The sequence below is a fragment of the Micromonospora aurantiaca ATCC 27029 genome (assembly GCF_000145235.1).
GTDB lineage: Bacteria > Actinomycetota > Actinomycetes > Mycobacteriales > Micromonosporaceae > Micromonospora > Micromonospora aurantiaca.
On the sequence record NC_014391.1, the window covers coordinates 2526604 to 2545000 of the forward strand.

The window sequence follows — 18397 nt, forward strand, 5'->3', positions numbered from 1 at the left end:
CACCCAAGAATGACCTGTTGTCAACACCCTGTTGAAAGTCATTCGTGCACAACGCCGTGCCTCCGGGGAGTGGTGAGAAGACGGCGCGTCATGCACGACAGACGCGCCGCGGGGTGTTCCGGGTTGCCCGGAACGGCCGATTCAGGCCGGTGAGTTCCGCACCGGGGCGGCCGGAGCGGGCCGGCGGCGCGGCGCGTGCCGCCGGTAGACGCTGACGCTGGGCTCGTCCGCCAGCCAGAACCGCCACGGCAGGTCGTGCGCGGCGGCGACCCCGACGCGTGGCCCGGAGACGATCCGCGCCGGGTCGACGGGGCTCGCCGGTGGCGTCAGCAGCAGCGGGCCGCTGCCGTCGATCGCCGAGGTGCCGTTCGCCTCCCGCCCGAGCCCGAGCGCGGTGACCAGCCGGGCCGGCCCGCGGGCCAGCTCCCGGTCGGCGGCGCGCGGCCGGCGCTCGCGAGCGGTCTCGATGCCGTCGACCACCTCGCCCGCGCGCAACAGCACCGCCGCCGCCTCGCCGTCGCGACCGCAGACGATGTTCGCGCACCAGTGCATGCCGAACACGAAGTACACGTAGACGTGCCCGGCGGGCCCGAACATGACCCTGTTGCGCGGCGTCGGCCCGCGGTGGGCGTGCGACGCCGCGTCCTCGCCGGTGCCCGCGTACGCCTCGACCTCGGTGAGCCGGACGGTGACGACGCCGGACGACACGGTCCAGCCGAGCAGCGTCCGCGCGGTGTCGGCGACCTGCGCGGCGGGTGCGTCGAGCCAGGGGTACGTCATCGCGGCAAGGGTAGTCGGTGGGCGGCGCGTGATCCGGGCCACGCGGGGGTGGGCAGCCACCGGAATAGTTGACTCGTCAAATATGTTGTGAGGAGCGATCCCGGGCCGACCGGTCCGGACCCCACGCGAGGAGCTGGTCATGCAGTTCGGAGTCTTCACCGTCGGTGACGTCACCGTCGACCCCACGAACGGGCGGATGCCGTCCGAGCGTGAGCGGATCAAGGCCATGACCGCCATCGCGCTCAAGGCCGAAGAGGTCGGCCTCGACGTCTTCGCCACCGGCGAGCACCACAACCCGCCGTTCGTGCCGTCGTCACCCACCACCATGCTCGGCTGGATCGCCGCGCGCACCGAACGGCTGCTGCTGTCCACCTCGACCACGCTGATCACCACGAACGACCCGGTGAAGATCGCCGAGGACTACGCGATGCTCCAGCACCTGGCCGACGGCCGGGTGGACCTGATGATGGGCCGCGGCAACACCGGCCCGGTCTACCCGTGGTTCGGGCAGGACATCCGCAACGGCATCCCGCTGGCCATCGAGAACTACGACCTGCTGCACCGGCTGTGGCGCGAGGACGTGGTCGACTGGAAGGGCCGGTTCCGCACGCCGCTGCAGTCGTTCACCTCGACCCCGCGCCCGCTCGACGGCGTACCGCCGTTCGTCTGGCACGGCTCCATCCGCAGCCCGGAGATCGCCGAGCAGGCCGCGTACTACGGCGACGGCTTCTTCGCCAACCACATCTTCTGGCCCAAGGAGCACACCCAGCGGATGGTCGGCCTCTACCGCGAGCGGTACGCGCACTACGGCCACGGCTCGCCGGACCAGGCCGTCGTCGGCCTCGGCGGGCAGGTGTTCATGCGCCGCAACTCCCAGGACGCGGTACGCGAGTTCCGCCCCTACTTCGACAACGCCCCGGTCTACGGGCACGGGCCGTCGCTGGAGGAGTTCACCCGCGAGACGCCGCTGACCGTGGGCAGCCCGCAGCAGGTCATCGACCGCACGCTGGGCTTCCGCGAGTACGTCGGCGACTACCAGCGGCAGCTGTTCCTGATGGACCACGCCGGGCTGCCGCTGAAGACGGTGCTGGAGCAGCTCGACCTGCTGGGCGAGGAGGTGGTGCCGGTGCTGCGCAAGGAGTTCGACTCGCTGCGTCCCGCGCACGTGCCCGAGGCGCCCACCCACGCGAGTCTGCTGGCCGCCCGCGACGCCGCCCCGGCCGGGGAGCAGCGATGACCAGCCGTACCCTCGCGGTCGTCTCGGCCGGTCTCGGCCAGCCGTCGTCGACCCGCCTGCTCGCCGACCAGCTCGCCGCGGCCGCCCGCGACGAGCTGGCCGGCCGCGGCGCCACTGTGGAACTGCGCGTGGTCGAGCTGCGCGAGCACGCCCACGACGTGGTGAACCACCTGCTCACCGGCTTCGCCCCGGCCGCGCTGCGGCGGACGCTCGACGAGGTGGCGGCCGCCGACGGGCTGATCGCGGTGACGCCGATCTTCAACGCGTCCTACAACGGGCTGTTCAAGTCGTTCTTCGACGTGGTCGACCGGGACGCGCTCGCCGGCAAGCCGGTGCTGCTCGGGGCGACCGGCGGCACCGCCCGGCACTCGCTGGCGCTGGAGCACGCGGTCCGGCCGATGTTCACGTACCTGCGGGCGGCGACACTGCCCACAGCGGTCTTCGCCGCACCGGAGGACTGGGCCGGCGACGACGGCGACAGCGCGCTGCGGTCCCGGATCCGCCGGGCCGGAGCCGAGCTGGCCGAGCAGGTGGACCGCCGCCCGCCCGCGACCGGCCCGGCCGACCCGTTCGCGCTCACCACCGACTTCGCCGACCTGCTCGCCGGCCGCGACCCGTCCTGACGCCTGGGCGGGTCGGCGCGGACCCGACAGCTACCGGCCGTGGCCGTCGCCGGAGAACCACGCCGGAGAGCTCGTTATGACTGAGAGGCATAAATATGCCTCTCAGTCATAACGCTTGCAGGACATCTCTCTGGCCGGGCGGACCGGTCCGGAGCGGGCCGGCCAGACGCGCGGCGCGTCAGTCGTCGGCCGGCTCCGGCCGGTGGGCGACGAGCACCGGGCAGTGGGAGTGCTGCACCAGCGCCTGGCTGACCGAGCCGAGCAGCAGCCCGGCGAAGCCGCCCCGGCCCCGGGAACCGACCACCACGAGCGACGCCTCGCCGCTGGCCTCCCGGAGCGCGGTCTCCGGCGAGGCGGCGGTCACGGCCCGTTCCGCCACGCGCAGGTCCGGGTGCGCCGCCCGGACCCGGGCCGCGGCCTCGGCCAGCAGCCCGGCTGCCTCGGCCCGCGCCGCGGTGGACGCCTCCGCCGCGACCTCCGGCGCCACCGCGCCGCGTTCGGGCGACCGGACGTGCATCAGCACCAGCTCCGCGTCGCGCCGGTCGGCCTCGTCCGCCGCCAGCTCGATCGCGTACGCGGCCGAGTCGGAACCGTCCACGCCGACCAGCACCGGACCGTCCACCGGGATCGGCTGCTCCTCCGGGCGGACGATCAGCACCGGGCAGTGCCCGTGCTGCGCGAGCTGCCCGCTGACCGAGCCGAGCAGCAGGCCGGCGAAGCCGCCCACGCCCCGGCTGCCCACCACGACCAGTTCGGCGCGGCGGGACTCCTCGACCATCGTGGCGCCCGGGCCGCCGGCGACCTGGCGTACCTGCACCCGCAGGCCCGGGTGCCGCTCGGCCAGGTCGGCGGCGACCGACTCCAGCATCTTCTCCGACTCCGCGGTGGGCGCCGGCACCCCCAGGTCGTACGGGTTGAGCGGCACGCCGTACCCCATCGGGTGCAGGTAGCCGTGCACGAGCAGCAGCGGCCGGGAACGGGCGACGGCGGTCGCGGCGGCCAGGTCGGCGGCGGCCAGGCTGGACGGCGATCCGTCCACTCCCGCCACGACGGGTCGGTTCATCTGGTGCTTTCCCTCCGGTCGGCTCAGGCCATTGTGGCGCTGCCGGCCCCGGCCGGGCCGGTGAACCGGCTCAGTGGGTCCGGTCGCCCCGGTGCCGGACGACGGCGAGCGGGCTGTGGCAGTGGTGCAGCACGGCGTGGCTGACCGAGCCGAGCAGCAGCGCACCGAGGCTACCGCGCCCGTGCGCGCCGACCACCGTCAGCTGCGCGCCGACGGACTCCTCGACGAGCACCCGGGACGGGGTGGCGGCGGCGACCAGCTTCGGCCGTACCGTGACCTCCGGGTACCGCTCGGCCCAGCCGGCGATCGCCTCGGCCAGCACCCGCTGCTCGTCGGCGCGCAGCTCCTGCGGGTCGTACGCCAGCGGCACGACGTCGCCGAACGCCTCCCGGTAGGTCACCGGCTGCGGGTACAGCCAGGTGTGCACCACGACCAGCTCGGCGCCGCGCGCCGCGGCCTCGGCGAACGCGAACCCGACCGCCTCGTTCGACAGCGCGGAGCCGTCCACGCCGACCACCACCGGGCCGTCGGCGCGGGCCTCACCCCGGGCCACGAGCACCGGGCAGTCCGCGCGGGCGGAGAGCTGCACCGCGGCGGAGCCGACGAGGAGTTCGGCGAAGCCGCCCAGTCCCCGGTGACCCAGCACGAGCAGCGCGGCGTCGCGGCTCTCCCGCAGCAGCACCGCCACCGGACCGCCGTCGACGACCGCGCCGGTCACCGCCAGCTCCGCGTCGACCTTGCGGGCCTCGTCCACCGCCTCCTCGACCAGCTTCTCGGCCTCCTGGCGCAGCTCGATGTCGGGCAGCACCGGGGCGACCATGCCCAGCGGCGTGCCGACCAGCGGCCACAGGAAGGCGTTCACCACCCGCAGCGGCCGGTGCCGCAGCACCGCCTCGCGTGCGGCCAGCCGTACCGCGTCCAGCGCGGACGGGGAGCCGTCCACGCCCACCACGACGGGGGCACCGGTTCTGTCGGTCATCACGTCCTCCTTCGGTTCCCCTTCAGCCTGCGCCGACGGCCCCCACCTGGGCAGAGTCGATCCGCCCGGCACGTCCGGGACCATCGGCCCCTACCGGTCGGGCCGGCGGCGGGGTGGAATGGGACCAGTGCTCCCCTCCTGTCGACCCTGGAGGCGCGATGACCCCGCTGGAGATGCTCCGCGTCCACCCCTTCCTGGCCGGGCTGCCCGACGAGTGGCTGCCCCGGCTCACCGGTTACGCCCGCCCGGTGGTCTGGCACCCCGGGCACCGGCTGTTCCGCGCCGGCCAGCCGGCCGACCGGTTCTGGCTGGTCCGCGGCGGCCAGGTGGCGCTGGACTTCCCGGTGCCGGGCCGTGGTGACGTGGGCATCGAGACGATCGGGCCGGGCGGCGTGCTCGGCTGGTCCTGGCTGTTCCCGCCGTACCGCTGGCAGTTCGGCGCGGTCGCCACCCAGCGCAGCACCGCCGTCGAACTCGACGCCGACGGGGTACGCCGGCTGATGGAGTCCGACGACACGCTCGGCCGTCAGCTCACCACCCGGTTCATGAGCGTGGTGGTGGACCGCCTCCAGGCGTCCCGGGTCCGGCTGCTCGACCTGTACGGCTACCCGACGGCGGCGGCCAGCTGAACCGGCGCGCCGTCAGGTGACGGTGAGACCGCGGGCGGCGAACTGGCCGCGTACCCGGGTCAGCAGGCCGGCATCCGGCGGCTCGGTGTCCGCCAGCGGGAACGTCAGGCCCAGCTCGGCGTACTTGTGGGCGCCGAGCCGGTGGAACGGCAGCACCTCGACGCGCTGCACCGTCGCCAGCCCGGCGGCCACGTCGGCCACCCGCTCCACCTCGTCGACCGCGTCGGTCAGCCCGGGCACCAGCACGTACCGGATCCAGATGGGCGTACCCCGGTCGGCCAGCCGTTGCGCGAACCGCAGCGTCGGCGCGAGCCGGCCGGTGCCGGTGACCCGGCGGTACGTCTGCGGGTTGCCCGCCTTCACGTCGAGCAGCACCAGGTCGGTGGCGTCCAGCAGCGCGTCGTCGGCGCGGACGCCGAGGAAGCCGGACGTGTCGAGCGCGGTGTGCAGGCCGAGGTCGTCGTGGCAGCGGCGTAGCAGTTCCCGGGTGAACGCCGGTTGCAGCAGCGGCTCCCCGCCGCTGACCGTGACGCCACCACCCGCCACCTGGATGAAGCGGCGGTACCGGGTGGCGAGCGTGACCATCTCGTCCACCGTGCGGCGGCGACCGCTGCGGCCGTACCAGGTGTCCGGGCTGTGGCAGTAGCGGCAGCGCAGCGGGCAGCCGGCCAGGAAGACCACGAACCGGGTGCCCGGCCCGTCCACCCCGACCGAGGTGTCCCACGAGTGCACCGCGCCGGAGACGGCACCCGGCGCCGCCGGAGTCACCTCCGGCGCCGCCGGAGTCACCTCCGGCGCCGCCGGAGTCACCTCCGGCGGCGCGGGCAGGCGGCCGTTCACAGCGACCCGTGGAAGGTCCGCGACACCACGTCGCGCTGCTGCTCCGGCGTGAGCCGGACGAAGTTCACCGCGTACCCGGACACCCGGACGGTGAGCTGCGGGTACCGCTCCGGGTGCGCCATCGCGTCCAGCAGCGTGGCCCGGTCCAGCACGTTGACGTTGAGGTGGAACCCGCCGGCGTCCGCGTAGCCGTCGAGCACACCGGCCAGGTTCGCGATCCGCTCGTCGCGGGTGTGACCCAGGCCGTCCGGCGTCACGGTGCCGGTGAGCGAGATGCCGTCGCGGGCCGCGTCGTACGGCAGCTTCGCCACCGACAGCGCCGAGGCGACCAGACCGTGCGTGTCCCGCCCGTTCATCGGGTTCGCCCCCGGCGCGAACGGCTCACCGGCGCGCCGGCCGTCCGGCGTGTTGCCGGTGTGCTTGCCGTACACCACGTTCGAGGTGATGGTGAGCACCGACATGGTCAGCTCCGCGTCGCGGTACGTGCGCTGCCGGCGCAGCTTCTCCGCGAACGTCTCGACCAGCCACACCGCGATCTCGTCGGCCCGGTCGTCGTCGTTGCCGTACGTCGGGAACTCGCCCTCGACGGCGAAGTCGACGGCCAGGCCGGTGGCGTCGCGCAGCACCTTCACCCGGCCGTACCGGATGGCCGACAGGCTGTCCACGGCGACCGACAGGCCGGCGATGCCGGTGGCCATGAACCGGCGCACCGGGTGGTCGTGCAGCGCCATCTCCAGCCGCTCGTACGCGTACCTGTCGTGCTGGTGGTGGATCACGTTCAGCGCGTCCACGTACGTCTGCGCCAGCCAGTCCAGTGTCCGGTCGTACGCGGCCAGCACCTCGTCGTAGTCGAGCGTCTCGCCGCCCACCGGCGCGGCCGGCGGGGCCACCTGCGTGCCGGTCAGCTCGTCCCGGCCGCCGTTGATCGCGTACAGCAGCGCCTTCGCCAGGTTCGCCCGGGCGCCGAAGAACTGCATGTCCCGGCCGACCCGCATGGCCGACACGCAGCAGGCGATCGCGGTGTCGTCGTCGTACGCCGGGCGGATCAGCTCGTCGTTCTCGTACTGGATGGCGCTGGTGTCCAGCGACACCTGGGCGCAGAACCGCTTGAAGCCCTCGGGCAGCCGCGGCGACCAGAGCACAGTCAGGTTCGGCTCGGGCGCCGGGCCGAGGTTGTAGAGCGTCTGGAGGTAGCGGAACGCGGTGCGGGTGACCAGCGGCCGGCCGTCCGCGCCCATCCCGCCGAGCGACTCGGTGACCCAGGTCGGGTCGCCGGAGAACAGCTGGTCGTACTCGGGCGTGCGCAGGAAGCGGATGATCCGCAGCTTGATCACGAAGTCGTCGATCAGCTCCTGCGCGCCGCTCTCGTCCAGCCGCCCCTCGGCGATGTCCCGCCGCAGGTACGCGTCGACGAACCCGGCGGTGCGGCCGAGCGACATCGCGGCCCCGTTCTGCTCCTTCGTGGCGGCCAGGTAGGCGAAGTAGAGCCACTGGATCGCCTGCGCGCCGGTGGCGGCCGGGCGGGAGATGTCGAAGCCGTACGAGGCGGCCATCTCCTTCAGCTCACCGAGCGCGCGGATCTGCTCGGCCAGTTCCTCCCGGTCGCGGATCACGTCGTCGGTGCTGCGCCGGTCGTCCAGCGCCGCCTTGAGCGCGCGGCGCTCCTCGACCAGCCGGTCCACGCCGTACAGCGCCACCCGGCGGTAGTCGCCGATGATCCGCCCGCGCCCGTACGCGTCGGGCAGCCCGGTGATCACGTGCGAGCGCCGCGCGGCCAGCACGTTCGCCGGGTACGCGTCGAAGACCGCGTCGTTGTGCGTGCGGCGGTACCGGGTGAAGATCTCGTGCACCCGCGGGTCCGGTTCGCGTCCGTACGCCCGCAGCGCCGTCTCCACCATCCGCAGCCCGCCGGCCGGCATGATCGCCCGCCGCAGCGGCGCGTCGGTCTGCAACCCGACGATCAGCTCCCGCTCCCGGTCGATGTAGCCCGGTGCGTGCGAGGTGATGGTCGACGGGGTGGCCGCGTCGACGTCGTACACGCCGCGCCGCCGCTCCTCGCCGAACATCTCCCGCAGCCGGTCCCACACCGCGAGCGTGCGCGGCGTCGGCCCGGTGAGGAACGACGCGTCCCCGGTGTACGGCTCGTGGTTGTGGCGGACGAAGTCGGCCACGTCGACTGTCTCCTGCCACGCTCCGGCGTGGAATCCGCGCCAGGGGGCCAGGGGTTCGGTGGCGGTCATGTCGGTCCCTCTCCGGGCGTCGGCGGTGGCCCGGTCCCCGCCGGGTGCGGGGACCGGGGGCGGGGGTCAGGGCTGGAGCACGAGCCGGGCGGCGACCCGGCCGGCGAGGACGTCGTCCACCGCCTCGTTGATGTCGTCCAGCTTGCGGGTCTCGTAGACGACCCGGGTGCGGCCGGCGGCGTGCAGCGCGAAGACCTCGGCCAGGTCGGCGCGGGTGCCGACGATCGAGCCGAGCACCGTGATGCCCTTGAGTACCGTCTCGAAGACGGGCAGGGTGATCGCGTTGTCGGCGGGCAGCGACACCAGCACCAGCCGGCCGCCGCGGCGCAGCGAGCGGTGCGCCTGCTCGATCACGCGAGGGCTCGCGGCCAGCACGATCGCCACGTCCACGCCGCCCAGCGCGGTGATCCGCTCGACCGGGTCGGTGGTGGCGGCGTCGACGGTGTGCGCGGCGCCGAGCGAGGTGGCCAGCTCCAGCTTCTCGGCGGTCACGTCCACCGCGATCGTCTCGGCGCCGAAGATCTGGGCGTACTGCTGGGCGAGGTGACCCAGGCCGCCGATGCCGAAGATCGCGACCCGCTCGCCCGGCCGCACCCCGGCGACCTTGACGGCCTTGTACGTGGTGACGCCCGCGCAGGTCAGCGGCGCGGCCTCGAACGGGTCCACGCCGTCGGGCACGCGCACCGCGTACCGGGCGGCGGCGACCGCGTACTCGGCGTGCGCGCCGTCGATGCTGTAGCCGGTGTTGCGCTGCGACTCGCACAGCGTCTCCCAGCCGGTCACGCAGTACGCGCAGGTGCCGCAGGCCCAGCCGAGCCAGGGCAGCGCGACGCGGTCGCCGACGGCGTGCTCGGTGACGCCGGGGCCGACCTGCTCGACCAGGCCGACGCCCTCGTGTCCGGGGACGAACGGCGGGGTGGGCTTCACCGGCCACTCGCCGCGGGCGGCGTGGATGTCGGTGTGGCAGAGTCCGCTGGCTTCGATGCGGACCAGGATCTCGCCCGGGCCGACCTCCGGCACGGGACGCTCGGTGATCTCCATCGGACGGTCGAACGCGGTGACGACACTGGCGCGCATCGGGGGCCTCCCTCTCTCGTTCTCCCCCTCAGCGTCGTCCACCCGGGAGCGTCCGGGCAGGGGCGCAGGACCGCGGTGACCCGGGACCAACGGCCCTCCTCGCGGGCGCGCGGGGGAACGGCGGTACGGCCGCCGGTGACGTACCGGCGGCCGTACCCCTGGGGTGCTCAGCGGTCGACGACCAGGCGGCGGGCCCGCAGCAGGCGCGCCCACCAGGGCCTGTGGTCCGGGCGCAGCTGCGGCGCCGGCACGCCGCGCAGGCTGACCCATCCGCCCGGACCCATGGTGACGGTGCCGACCGACGGCAGGCGGCGCCGCGACCACACCGCCACGGCGGCGGTGAGCGCGGCCACCGCGAACGCGCCGGTGGCGGCGGCGACCAACTGGTCGGGTTCGACCACGCGCCGGTAGCGGACCCGGCCGCCGGCCGCGACGAAGACGCCGACCGGGCGGCCGTCACGGTTCACCGGCACCAGCGCGGCGTCCCCGGGCAGTTCCAGCACCGGGCCGACCGGCCCGGCCGGGGCGGGGGCGGGAGTCGCGGCCGGCGGCGGCGCGGGCCGGGGGAGCGGCGTGACAGCCGGTCCGGTCGGGTTGAAGATGGCGGTCATGGTGCTGCCCTCCTAGCGGGAGTCGGACTTCTCGGTGCGGGCCTCGACAGCGGCCCGGCCGGCGGCCAGCCGTGCCACCGGCACCCGGTACGGCGAGCAGGAGACGTAGTCGAGCCCGGCGTCGGCGAAGAACCCGATCGATTCCGGGTCGCCGCCGTGCTCACCGCAGACGCCGACGGTCAGGTCCGGCCGGGCCGCCCGCCCCTCGGCGACGGCGAGGCGGACCAGCCGGCCCACGCCGGTGGCGTCGATGCTCTCGAACGGCGACACCGGGAAGATCCCCCGTTCCAGGTACGTGGAGAAGAACGCGCCCTCCACGTCGTCCCGGGAGAACGCCCAGGTCATCTGCGTCAGGTCGTTGGTGCCGAAGGAGAAGAAGTGCGCCTCGGCGGCGATGTCCCCGGCGGTCAGCGCCGCCCGGGGCGTCTCGATCATGGTGCCGACCGGGATGTCCGGTGCGTCAGGCACCTCGGCCAGCACCCGCCGTGCCTCGTCCGCCACCGCGGCGAGTTCCCGCACGTCACCGACGAGCGGCACCATGATCTCCGGGCGCGGGTCACCGCCGGCCCGGACCCGCTGCGCGGCCGCCTCGGCCAGCGCCCGCACCTGCATCGCGAACAGGCCCGGCACCACCAGCCCGAGCCGTACGCCCCGCAGCCCCAGCATCGGGTTCGTCTCGTGCATGCGCCGCACCGCCGCCAGCAGCACGCCGTCGTGGCCCGGTTCCTCGCCGCGCGCCTGCGCGCCCGCCACCCGGGCGGTCAGCTCGGCGAGCGGAGGCAGGAACTCGTGCAGCGGCGGGTCGAGCAGCCGGACGGTCACCGGCAGCCCGTCCATCGCGGTGAGCAGTCCGAGGAAGTCGGCCCGCTGCAACGGCAGCAGCTCGTCCAGCGCGGCGCCGACCTCGGCCGGGCCGTCGGCCAGGATCAGCCGCTCGACCAGTTCCCGGCGCTCGCCGAGGAACATGTGCTCGGTGCGGCACAGCCCGATCCCGGCGGCGCCCAGCTCGCGGGCCCGGCGGGCGTCGTCCGGGGTGTCCGCGTTGGCGCGGACGCCGAGCGTGCGGACCGCGTCGGCGTGGCCGAGCAGCCGGTGCACGGCGGCGATCAGCGGGTCGGCCTCCGGCCGCAGCTCACCGGTCAGGTACCGGGCCACCGGCGACGGCTGCACCGGCACCTCGCCGAACCAGATCCGCCCGCTGGTGCCGTCGATCGAGATCACGTCGCCGGCGCGCACCACCTGCTCGCCCACCGTGAACTCACCGCGTTCGACGTCGATGCCCAGCGCCTCGGCGCCGCACACGCAGGTCCGGCCCATGCCCCGGGCCACCACCGCGGCGTGCGAGGTCTTTCCGCCGCGCGAGGTGAGCACCCCGGTCGCGGCGATCATGCCGGGCAGGTCGTCCGGGTTGGTCTCCGGCCGGACCAGGATCACCGGTCCGTCGGCCGCCGCCGCGGCGGCGGAGTCGAACACCACCCGCCCGACCGCGGCGCCGGGCGAGGCGCCGACGCCGACCGCGAGCGGCTCGGGCGCGCCGGCGGCGTCGAAGGCCGGGAACATCAGCTGGGCGAGCTGCGCCCCGCTGACCCGGGTCAGCGCCTCGTCGGCCGTGATCAGGCCCTCCTCGGCCAGTTGCGCGGCGATCACGAACGCCGCCGCCGCGGTGCGCTTGCCGACCCGGGTCTGGAGCATCCACAGCCGGCCGCGCTCGATGGTGAACTCGACGTCGCACAGGTCGCGGTAGTGCCGCTCCAGCGTCGCCATGATCTCCCGCAGCCGGTGGAAGCTCGCCGGGTCCAGCCGCTCCAGCTCGGTCAGCGGCACCGTGTTGCGGATGCCCGCCACCACGTCCTCGCCCTGCGCGTCGGTCAGGTAGTCGCCGTACACGCCGGGGGCGCCGGTGGCCGGGTCGCGGGTGAAGGCCACACCGGTGCCGGAGTCCGGGCCGAGGTTGCCGAACACCATCGCCATCACGTTGACGGCGGTGCCCAGGTCGTCCGGGATGCGCTCCTGCCGCCGGTAGATCCGGGCCCGCTCCGAGTGCCAGGACTCGAACACCGCGCGCACGGCCAGGAAAAGCTGCTCGTGCGGGGCCTGCGGGAAATCGTGCCCGACGTGCCGGGTGAAGATCTTCTTGTACGTCTCGACCAGGTCGCGCAACTGGTCGGCGCCCGGCCCGCCCGGCCCGGCGGTGGCCCGCAGCGCGGCCAGCTCGTGCTCGAACTCCTCGGCCGGGATGCCGTGCACGGTCCGGCCGAACATCTGGATCAGCCGCCGGTACGAGTCCCAGGCGAACCGCTCGTCACCGGTGCGGGCGGCCAGCCCGGCCACGGTGGTGTCGTTGAGCCCGATGTCGAGGATCGTCTCCATCATCCCCGGCATCGAGTACCGCCCGCCGGAGCGCACCGCCAGCAGCAGCGGGTCACGCGGGTCGCCCAGCCACCGGTCCAGCCGCGCCTCGACCTCCCGCAGATGCGCGTTGATCTCCTCGTACAGGCCGTCCGGCGGCGCACCGGTGGCCAGGTACGCCCGGCACGCGTCGGTGGTGACTGTGAACCCGGGCGGCACCGGCAACCCGAGCCGGGTCATCTCGGCGAGGTTCGCGCCCTTGCCGCCGAGCAGGTCGGCCCGGCTGCGGTCACCCTCGATGAAGTCGTAGACGTACTTCGACATGGTCCGGCCTCCTCGGCTGAGTCGTTCCACCTCCTTGGTAGCCGGGCCGGGCGGCGGCGCGGCAGGGCCGGACGGGACACACACCGGGCCGGAGGTCCCGAGAGTGTCGGGGGGTGCCCGTATCGTTCCGGCCGTGACCAACGAGGTGCTGCTCCGCCCGGTGCGCGACGACGACCTGCCCGCCTTCTTCGCCCACGAGCAGGACCCGCAGGCGAACTGGATGGCCGCGTTCGGCCCGAAGGACCCGTCCGACCGGGCCGCGTTCGACGCGCACTGGGCGCGCATCCGCGCCGACGAGCGGATCGTGAACCGCGCCGTCGTCGTCGGCGGCCGGCTGGTCGGGCGGGTGGCCGCGTTCCCGGTCGGCGAGCAGACCGAGGTCAGCTACTGGATCGACGCGGCGCACTGGGGGCGCGGCCACGCCACCGCCGCGCTGCGCGCGCTGCTGCGCGAGGTGCCGCACCGGCCGCTGCACGCTCGCGCCGCGAAGGACAACGCCGCCTCGCTCGCGGTGCTGCGCAAGTGCGGCTTCGTCGTGATCGGCGAGGACTCCGGGTACGCCCCGGCGCGCGGCACCGAGGTCGAGGAGTACGTCCTGGAGCTGCCCGCCGAGGGGTCTGACCAGGCAGACCGCTAGTCTCCCCGGGTGAACTGGCTGGAACTCGTCGGCTGGGCCGGCTCCGCGCTGCTGGTCTGGTCCCTGCTGCAGACCCGGATCCTGCGGCTGCGCGCGCTCAACCTGGTCGGCTGCCTCATCCTGATCGGCTACAACACCGCCGTGCAGGTCTGGCCGATGGTCGGGCTGAACGTGGTGCTCGCCGTGATCAACGTCTGGTACCTGCGCAAGCTGCTGGCGACCCGGCACGACGAGCAGACCTACCAGGTGGTCGAGGTGGGCACCGGCGACGCGTTCCTGGCGCACACGCTGCGGGTGCACGCCGCCGACATCGCCCGGTTCAACCCGGGCTTCCGCTGGGATCCGGCCGCCGCCGACCGCTCGGCGTTCCTCGTGGTACGCGCCGACGAGGTGGTCGGCGTGATGCTCTCGCACGCCGAACCGGGCGGGGTGGCCCAGATCGACCTGGACTACGTGACACCGCCGTTCCGCGACTTCACGCCGGGGGAGTTCGTCTACCGGCGCAGCCGGCTGTTCACCGACCGGGGCTTCCGCCGGGTGGTCAGCCCGCCCGGCATGATCGCCCCCTACTACCACCGGCTCGGGTTCCGCCCCGAGGGCGGCGCGTACGTGCTCGACCTGCCGGTCCCCGCCACGAGCGGGTGAACTCGGCACCCGCCGCCCGACGCTCAGTGATCACACAGGATTCAGGCGCGGGCCCGCGGGGCAACAGAGGGCCACGCCGACCGGATCTACCGGCCGGCGAGTCGGCCATCGGCCGACCCGGATCGGGCCGAGGGAGATAACCGGTCGTGCAGAGCTACTGGAGCCAGCTTGCCCTGGTCGGTGTGCTGGTGATCCTCAACGCGGTGTTCGCCGGCAGCGAGATGGCCCTGGTCTCCCTGCGCGACAGCCAGGTGCAGCGGCTGGAGCGCAGCAGCCGCGGCGGACGGACCCTCGCCCGTCTCGCGAAGGACCCGAACCGGTTCCTGGCCACGATCCAGATCGGCATCACACTCGCCGGGTTCCTGGCCTCCGCCGCCGCCGCGGTGTCCCTGGCCCGGCCGCTCGTCCCGCTGCTGGGCGTCTTCGGCAACGCCGCCGAGACCGTCGCCATCGTCGCGGTCACCCTGGTGCTCACGTTCGTCACGCTCGTCTTCGGTGAGCTGGCCCCGAAGCGCATCGCCATGCAGTCGGCCGAGCGGTGGGCGCTGCTGGTGGCCCGTCCGCTGGACGTGCTGTCCAGCATCACCCGGCCCGCCGTCTGGCTGCTGGGCGCGACCACCGACCTGGTGGTACGCCTGTTCGGCCTGGACCCGAAGGCCGAGCCGGACGAGATCGGCCCGGACGAGCTGCGCGACATCGTGGCCGGCAACCACGGCTTCACCAAGGAACAGCGCACGATCATCGCCGGCGCGGTGGAGATCGCCGACCGGCAGTTGCGGGCGGTGCTCGTACCCCGGTTGCAGGTCTTCACGCTCGACAGCGGCACCACCGCGGAGGCCGCGCGGCTCGTCCTGGCGGCGACCGGCCACTCCCGGGCGCCGGTGGTCCGCCACGGCGGCCTGGACGAGGCGGTGGGCGTGATCCACCTGCGGGACCTGGTCGGCGTCTCCGACGACCGGCCGGTCGACGAGATCGCCCGACCGCCGATGCTGCTGCCCGACTCGCTGCCCGTGGTCGACGCGCTGCGCCAGTTCAAGGCCGAGCGCCAGCACATCGCGCTCGTGGTCGACGAGCGCGGCGCGGTCGACGGGATCGTGACGCTGGAGGACATCCTGGAGGAGATCGTCGGCGAGATCTACGACGAGACCGACCGGGACCTGCGCGCCGTGCGCACCGAGGCCGACGGCACGCTGGTGCTGCCCGGCACGTTCCCGGTGCACGACCTGACCGACCTCGGCGTGGAGCTGCCGAACCGGCCGGCGGGCGACTACACCACTGTCGCCGGGCTGGTGCTGATCTGCCTCGGGCACATCCCGACGGTGGCGGGGGAGCAGGTGACCGTGGACGGCTGGGAGCTGTCGGTGGCCGGCGTCGACCAGCGGGCCATCACCGAGGTGCACGTCCGCCGCCGCGGCCGCCACGACGGCTCCCCGGACGGCGACACCACCGACGGCGCCGCCGGCCCGGCCGACGCCCCCGAACTCGACGAGGCACGCCGCTGACCGGCCCCGGCCGGTCCCCCGGCGCCCGGCTCAGCGGTGCCCGGCCGGCGGGCCGAACGGGAAGCCGGGCACCGGCGGAAGCAGCTGCACCGCGTCGGCGGGCAGCTGGCGGGTGCTCCGCCCGACCAACCGGGCGATCACCCGCAGCAGCCACGGCCCGGACGGGTGCAGCTCGGGGCCGATCAGCCGGCTGATCACCCGGGTCCACCAGTGCCCGGCGACGATCACGTCGGTGATCCGCAGCCGGTCCGGCGGCCACCCGCCGCGCACCACCACGTCCACCACCCGGCCCAGCCGCCGCCCGTGCAGGTCGTACGCGGTGCGGCCGAGCAGCTCACCCGCTCGCACGACCGGACCCCGGAATGCGCTCGATCAGGTGCCGGCGCAGCCACGCCTCCACCGGTGACGGCGGCAGGTCCGTCGCCGGGCAGCGCAGCCGCACCGCACTGTCCACCCGGGCGACCTGGGACAGCGGTACGCGCAACGGCGGCACCGGCGGGTCGTCGGTGAACCGGTCCGCCACCGCCACCAGCAGCCGCCCGACCCGCCCGCCGATCCGCTCGCCGAGCGCGCCCTGCCCGGTGAGCAGGCTGTCCACGTACGGGTAGCCCTCGTCGTCGACAGCGAACGCGATGTCGTCGACGCGCCCGACCAGCAACCCGTCCACGTCGACGATCTGCCGGTCGAGCAGCCGCCTGGCGAGCTGAACCCTCATGGCCCCATCCCCGTCATGATCGCCAGTGGGATCGCCGCCACCGAGGCCGCGACGATGAGCAGCAGGAACACCGCGCCGAGCAGGTTCAGCCACCGCCCGTTGACCCGGTCGCCGAGATACCCGCGGTCGTTGGCCACGACCAGGATCGGCAGGTACGTCAGCGGCAGCACCACCGCGCTCAGCACCAGCATGTACTCGGTCAGCCGCACCGGGTCCACAGTCGTCATCAGCATCACCACACCGAGCAGCAGACCGACGAGCAGCACGCTGTGGAACCGGGCCGCCTCCCGGGGGCGGACCCGCTTGCCCCACTGCCACCCGAAGTACTGCGCCGCCGCGTACGCCGCCGACAGCCCGGTCTCCAGCGCCGCGCCGAACGTCACCGCGAAGAACGCCAGCACCGCGGCGGCCAGGCCGGCGCCGCCGAGCGCCGTCGCCACCGGCCGCGCCACTTCGTCGAGCGTGCCCAACGACGCCTCGGACGGGTGGTAGGCCACCGCCGCCACGGCGACCAGCGACAACGCCAGGAACCCGCCCACCGGGAAACCGATCAGCACGTTCGAGCGGGCCCGCGCCAGGTCCGCCGCGCCCCACCGCTCCTCGACGCCGCCGGAGGAGAAGAAGAACACCTCGTACGGGCTCACAGTCGAGGCGAACAACGCCACAGCCACGAACCAGTACAGCGGCCAGCCGTGCCCGGACGCGCTGACCTGCCACACGCCCTGCCCGAGTGCCGGCCAGTCGGTCGGCAGCGCAACCAGCGCGACAGCGAACACCAGCAGGGTCAGCCCGGCCAGGCCGAAGATCCGCTCCATCAGCTCGAACCGCAGCCGCCACAGCACCAGCCAGACGGCCAGCGCCGCGAGCGGCACCCAGAACAGGTGGCTCAGCCGGGTCGCCAGTTGCAGCGCCAGCGCCACCCCGCCCAGCTCCGCAGCGAGCGTGACCACAGTGACCAGCCACGACGCGACCAGGTTGAGCAGCGCCACGCGCGGCCCGAGACGCTCCCGGACCAGGTCGAACACCGCCCGTCCGCTCACCGCCGCGATCCGGCCGGCCATCTCCGCGTACGCGCAGATGCCGACCACCCCGACCAGCAGCACCCAGGTGTGGGCCATGCCGAACAGCGCGCCGGCCTGACTGGCCGCCACCAGGTCACCGATGTCGACGAAGCCGCCGACCGCCGACAGCACGCCGAGCGTGGCGGCGAACAGCTTCCTCACGTCGGATCGGGAGCGGATGTCCTCACCGAGGCGACGATATCGGCGTCAGTGCCCCTTTTCGGGCTGAATCGGCGAGCCCGCGGATGTCAGGCGGCGGTGAGGTTCTGCAGCCGTACCTGACCGCGCGCCACCAGCCGGCTGTCGGCGTCGGTGATCTCCACGAGCCAGAGCTGCTGGCTGCGGCCCCGGTGCACCGGCGTGCCGACAGCCGTCAGCTCGCCGTCCCGCACCGCGCGCAGGAAGTCGGTCTGGTTCGACACCCCGACCACGTTGCCCTTGTCGCCCAGCCAGAGCGCGCCGCCGATGCTCGCCGCCGTCTCCACCACCGAGCAGTAGACGCCGCCGTGCTGGATCCCGTACGGCTGGTGCAGCTCCGGGCGCACCTTCCAGCGGATCACCACCCGGTCCCCGCTGACCTCGTCGAACGTCAGGCCCAGCAGGGCCACGAAGCCACCGGTCATGTTCGGCATGTCCACCGCGGTTCCTCCTCGCGTTCGACGGCGCCGCCAGCCTAGTCGGCGTCACATCGGCAAACCCGGTACGGGCCGGGCCCGGTGATGGGGGAGAATCGGTGACCGTGACCGACAGCAACCTCCCGCAGGGGCGGGACTCCCTGACCGACGACCTGCTGTGGCGGGGCCTGATCCAGGACTCGACCGGCCTCGACGAACTGCGCGAGCTGCTCGACGGCGGGAGCACCACCTTCTACGTGGGCTTCGACCCCACCGCGCCGAGCCTGCACATCGGCAACCTGATGCAGGTCGTCATGGCCCGCCGGCTCCAGCAGGCCGGGCACCGTCCGCTGCTGCTCGTCGGTGGCGCCACCGGGCAGATCGGCGACCCGAAGGAGAGCGCGGAGCGGACGCTGAACCCGCCCGAGGTGATCGCCGGCTGGGTCGAGCGCATCCGCGAGCAGCTCTCGC

Annotated in this window: 19 protein-coding genes (1 of these 19 cut by a window edge); 7 read left to right on the forward strand and 12 right to left on the reverse strand. The window is 73.9% G+C overall.

The genetic code is table 11. The annotated features are described in order from the left end of the window. Positions 1-141 precede the first annotated feature (141 nt). Positions 142-780 (reverse strand): DNA-3-methyladenine glycosylase, encoded by a 639-nt coding sequence (locus tag MICAU_RS11870; protein WP_013285555.1) that lies wholly within the window; start codon positions 778-780, stop codon positions 142-144. Positions 781-919: 139 nt separating this feature from the next. Here MICAU_RS11870 and MICAU_RS11875 point away from each other — a divergent pair, with 139 nt between their 5' ends. After that, complete coding sequence (locus MICAU_RS11875; protein WP_013285556.1) at positions 920-2017, forward strand: LLM class flavin-dependent oxidoreductase; 1098 nt, start codon at positions 920-922, stop codon at positions 2015-2017. Beyond that, positions 2014-2640 carry a CE1759 family FMN reductase gene (locus MICAU_RS11880; RefSeq protein ID WP_013285557.1) on the forward strand — a complete coding sequence of 209 codons (627 nt, stop codon included), beginning with the start codon at positions 2014-2016 and terminating at the stop codon, positions 2638-2640. The genes MICAU_RS11875 and MICAU_RS11880 overlap by 4 nt, the downstream gene beginning before the upstream one ends. A gap of 178 nt (positions 2641-2818) precedes the next feature. Here the strand turns inward: MICAU_RS11880 and MICAU_RS11885 are convergent, their stop codons facing one another. Together MICAU_RS11885 and MICAU_RS11890 are read right to left on the reverse strand one after the other, a co-directional pair. Further along, entirely contained in the window at positions 2819-3703 is an 885-nt protein-coding gene (locus tag MICAU_RS11885; protein WP_013285558.1) for a universal stress protein, read from the reverse strand. 70 nt (positions 3704-3773) lie between these two features. Further along, positions 3774-4682, reverse strand: a complete 909-nt coding sequence (locus tag MICAU_RS11890; protein WP_013285559.1) for a universal stress protein — start codon at positions 4680-4682, stop codon at positions 3774-3776. A gap of 158 nt (positions 4683-4840) precedes the next feature. Between MICAU_RS11890 and MICAU_RS11895 the strand changes: the two genes are divergently transcribed. Further along, positions 4841-5311: a cyclic nucleotide-binding domain-containing protein gene (locus tag MICAU_RS11895; RefSeq protein WP_013285560.1), complete on the forward strand. Its 471-nt coding sequence runs from the start codon at positions 4841-4843 to the stop codon at positions 5309-5311. A gap of 12 nt (positions 5312-5323) precedes the next feature. Here MICAU_RS11895 and pflA read toward each other — a convergent pair whose 3' ends face one another. The 5 genes from pflA to ppdK form a co-directional block, all read right to left on the reverse strand. After that, the gene (pflA, locus tag MICAU_RS11900) at positions 5324-6151 is read right to left on the reverse strand and encodes a pyruvate formate-lyase-activating protein (protein ID WP_013285561.1); all 828 of its coding nucleotides are present in this window, start codon (positions 6149-6151) and stop codon (positions 5324-5326) included. Beyond that, positions 6148-8391 carry a formate C-acetyltransferase gene (pflB, locus tag MICAU_RS11905; RefSeq protein WP_013285562.1) on the reverse strand — a complete coding sequence of 748 codons (2244 nt, stop codon included), beginning with the start codon at positions 8389-8391 and terminating at the stop codon, positions 6148-6150. Before pflB ends, pflA begins: the two co-directional genes overlap by 4 nt. Positions 8392-8457: 66 nt before the next feature. Further along, a complete protein-coding gene (gene adhP, locus MICAU_RS11910) occupies positions 8458-9468 on the reverse strand; it encodes an alcohol dehydrogenase AdhP (protein ID WP_013285563.1) in 1011 nt (336 codons plus the stop codon). 167 nt (positions 9469-9635) lie between these two features. Then, positions 9636-10079 carry a hypothetical protein gene (locus MICAU_RS11915; RefSeq protein WP_013285564.1) on the reverse strand — a complete coding sequence of 148 codons (444 nt, stop codon included), beginning with the start codon at positions 10077-10079 and terminating at the stop codon, positions 9636-9638. Positions 10080-10091: 12 nt separating this feature from the next. Beyond that, positions 10092-12752, reverse strand: a complete 2661-nt coding sequence (ppdK, locus tag MICAU_RS11920) for a pyruvate, phosphate dikinase (protein ID WP_013285565.1) — start codon at positions 12750-12752, stop codon at positions 10092-10094. Between the two features lie 133 nt (positions 12753-12885). On the opposite strand from ppdK, the gene MICAU_RS11925 reads away from it, so the two are divergent. The 3 genes from MICAU_RS11925 to MICAU_RS11935 all read left to right on the forward strand — a co-directional run bounded on the left by MICAU_RS11925 (position 12886) and on the right by MICAU_RS11935 (position 15536). Next, positions 12886-13389 (forward strand): GNAT family N-acetyltransferase, encoded by a 504-nt coding sequence (locus MICAU_RS11925; protein ID WP_041798969.1) that lies wholly within the window; start codon positions 12886-12888, stop codon positions 13387-13389. A 9-nt stretch (positions 13390-13398) separates the two neighbouring features. Continuing rightward, positions 13399-14034 carry a hypothetical protein gene (locus MICAU_RS11930; protein ID WP_013285567.1) on the forward strand — a complete coding sequence of 212 codons (636 nt, stop codon included), beginning with the start codon at positions 13399-13401 and terminating at the stop codon, positions 14032-14034. A gap of 146 nt (positions 14035-14180) precedes the next feature. Then, positions 14181-15536, forward strand: coding sequence for a hemolysin family protein (locus MICAU_RS11935; protein WP_013285568.1), 1356 nt, complete (start codon positions 14181-14183; stop codon positions 15534-15536). Positions 15537-15566: 30 nt separating this feature from the next. Here the strand turns inward: MICAU_RS11935 and MICAU_RS11940 are convergent, their stop codons facing one another. From MICAU_RS11940 to MICAU_RS11955, 4 genes are all read right to left on the reverse strand, one after another. After that, positions 15567-15884 carry a hypothetical protein gene (locus MICAU_RS11940; protein ID WP_013285569.1) on the reverse strand — a complete coding sequence of 106 codons (318 nt, stop codon included), beginning with the start codon at positions 15882-15884 and terminating at the stop codon, positions 15567-15569. Continuing rightward, positions 15871-16251, reverse strand: a complete 381-nt coding sequence (locus MICAU_RS11945; protein WP_013285570.1) for a hypothetical protein — start codon at positions 16249-16251, stop codon at positions 15871-15873. Before MICAU_RS11945 ends, MICAU_RS11940 begins: the two co-directional genes overlap by 14 nt. After that, positions 16248-17474: an NRAMP family divalent metal transporter gene (locus tag MICAU_RS11950; RefSeq protein ID WP_013285571.1), complete on the reverse strand. Its 1227-nt coding sequence runs from the start codon at positions 17472-17474 to the stop codon at positions 16248-16250. The genes MICAU_RS11945 and MICAU_RS11950 overlap by 4 nt, the downstream gene beginning before the upstream one ends. Before the next feature lie 86 nt (positions 17475-17560). Then, positions 17561-17950 (reverse strand): PaaI family thioesterase, encoded by a 390-nt coding sequence (locus MICAU_RS11955; protein WP_013285572.1) that lies wholly within the window; start codon positions 17948-17950, stop codon positions 17561-17563. Between the two features lie 101 nt (positions 17951-18051). Between MICAU_RS11955 and tyrS the strand changes: the two genes are divergently transcribed. Continuing rightward, positions 18052-18397, forward strand: the beginning of a protein-coding gene (gene tyrS, locus MICAU_RS11960; RefSeq protein WP_041799235.1) for a tyrosine--tRNA ligase. It continues 938 nt past the right edge of the window; the window shows 346 of its 1284 coding nt (coding positions 1-346); it begins with the start codon at positions 18052-18054; its stop codon lies beyond the right edge, outside the window.